We start from the raw sequence: 2,372 nt of genomic DNA, 5'->3' as shown, positions 1-2,372 counted from the left end.
GCGCCGCAGCATCGGCGCCACCGGCGTGCCGCGCAGCGCGTTGGCGAGCCGGCGGTTCCACGCGGCGTCGGTCACCATCTCGCCGAACGGGCCATCGATCGCGTCGGCGATCACCAGCGCGCCCGGTTCGAGATCGGGCGCGAGGCCGCCCGCCGTGCCGAAGCTGATGATGCCGGCGCAGCCGCGCGCCACGGCTTCGGACAGCGCGCGTTCGAGCCGGTCCGCGCGCGCCGCGAAAACGGTTTCCACGCCGTCGCCGCGTGCGATCTTGGCCTCGAAGGCCATGCCGGTGACCGCGATCACCGGCGCCTGGGTCGTGAGCGTCGCCATCCGCGCTTACATCCCCATCGCGACGCGCGTCGTGCCGGCGCGCGTCAGCGCCCGGAAGCGCGCCAGCGCCCACAGCGGGAAGAACTTGCGATAGCCGTGGTAGCGCAGGTAGAACACGCGCGGGAAGCCGGTGGCCGTGAAGCGCGTCTCGTCCCACAGGCCGTGCGCCTTCTGCTCCGCGATCAGCCACGCGATGCCGCGCGCGACGGCCGGATGCGCCACCTCGCCGGCGGCCATCAGGCCGAGCAGCGCCCAGGCCGTTTGCGACGCGGTGCTGGTGGCGGGCTCGTAGCCGCGATAGTCGAGCTTGTAGCTGTCGCCGTCCTCGCCCCAGCCGCCGTCGGCATTTTGAATCGACAGCAGCCATTGCGCGCCGCGCTTCACGCGCGGATCGTCGTGCGCGAGGCCGGCCGCGTTCAGCGCGCCGAGCGCGCTCCAGGTGCCGTAGATGTAGTTCATGCCCCAGCGGCCGTACCAACTGCCGTCCGGCTCCTGCTCGGCGAGCAGGTAATCGAGCGCGCGCTGCGCGGGCTGGCTGTTCGTCGTGGTTTCGCCGAGCTGGGCCAGCATCGACAGGCAGCGGCCCGACACGTCGACGGTCGGCGGATCGAGCAGCGCACCGTGATCGGAGAACGGGATGTTGTTCAGGTAGTGATGGGTATTCTCGGGCTCGAACGCGCCCCAGCCGCCGTCGCTGCTCTGCATGCCGACCACCCATTCGCGGGCGCGGGCGATCGCGTCGCGATCGACGTCGGATTGCGTGAGGCGCGCCGCGCGATCCATCGCCAGCGCCACCACGGCGGTGTCGTCGACGTCGGGGTAGTGCGGGTTCGCGTACTGGAACGCCCAACCGCCCGGGCGCACGTGCGGACGGCGCGAGATCCAATCGCCGCGCACGTCGAGAATCTGCAGCGGGCGCAGCCATTCGAGGCCGCGCAGCACCGCCTGCTCGGCGCGCGGCTCGCCGGTTTCGAGCAGCGCGTGCGCCGCGAGCGAGGTGTCCCAGACGGGCGACAGGCACGGCTGGCAATAGGCTTCGCCGTCCTCGTCGTCGTCGATCACGAGCAGCTTCTCGAGCGAGCGGCGCGCGGTGGCGCGGTTCGGGTGATCCTCGGGGTAGCCGAGCGCGGCGTACATCATCACGGAGTTCGCCATCGCCGGATAGATCGCGCCGAGGCCGTCCTCGCCGTTCAGGCGCTCGTCGACGAACTGCACGGCCTGACGGATCGCGCGCTCGCGCGAGTAGCGCGGGAACAGGCCGTCGACGAGGCGCAGCAGGCCGTCCACGCCGCGGAAGAACGTGAACCAGCCGGGGCTTTGATGGCCCTGGCGCGGCAGCAGGCCGGCGTTGACGGGGGCGTCGACGAACAGCTCGTCGACGCGCACGCCGAGCGGGTTCTTCGCCAGCGGGCGCTTCGCGGCCAGCACGAGCAGCGGCACGGTAACGGTGCGCGCCCAGTACGACACCTTCGACAGGTGGAACGGGAACCACTGCGGCAGCAGCATGATCTCGACCGGCATCATCGGCACCGCGTACCACGGCACCACGCCGAACAGCGCAAGCTGGATGCGCGTGAAGACGTTCGACATCTCCGCGCCGCCCATCGCGTGAATCGCGTTGCGGGCGCGAACCATGTGCTCGGCGTCGGCAGCGTCGCCGATCAGCTTCAGCGCGAAGTAGGCCTTCACGCTCGCGCTGACGTCGGGGCGGCCGTCGGTGAACAGCGGCCAGCCGCCGCCGGGCAACTGGATGCGGCGCAGATAACGGCCGATCTTGCGTTCGAGCGCGGCGTTCGGCGTCTCGCCGAGGTGGTGCACGAGCAGCACGTATTCGGCCGGGATCGTCGCGTCCGCTTCGAGCTCGTAGACCCAATGGCCGTCGGGCTGCTGGTCGGCCAGCAGCGTGTCGATGGCGCGGGTGATCGCGGTATCGAGTTCGGCGGGGGAGGCGGGCGTGGCAAGCGCCGCGGGCGTCGCTGGTGTGGGCTCGACGGCTGCGGCTGCGGCTGCGGCAACGGCCGCCGCAGGCGCGACGGCGGCGG

Annotated in this window: 1 protein-coding gene and 1 pseudogene; both read right to left on the bottom strand. The window is 71.5% G+C overall.

Annotated elements, in window-relative coordinates; genetic code table 11:
• A pseudogene (locus G3N92_RS33100) lies at positions 1-330 on the bottom strand (hypothetical protein); the annotation flags it as partial.
• A gap of 6 nt (positions 331-336) precedes the next feature.
• A complete protein-coding gene (gene shc / locus G3N92_RS33095; protein ID WP_206131723.1) occupies positions 337-2,253 on the bottom strand; it encodes a squalene--hopene cyclase in 1,917 nt (638 codons plus the stop codon).
• Positions 2,254-2,372: the final 119 nt, after the last annotated feature.

Source organism: Burkholderia sp. Ac-20379, from assembly GCF_017104645.1.
Lineage (GTDB): Bacteria > Pseudomonadota > Gammaproteobacteria > Burkholderiales > Burkholderiaceae > Burkholderia.
Note: the sequence above shows the minus strand (reverse complement) of the source record. Positions and strands in the feature narration are given on the sequence as shown.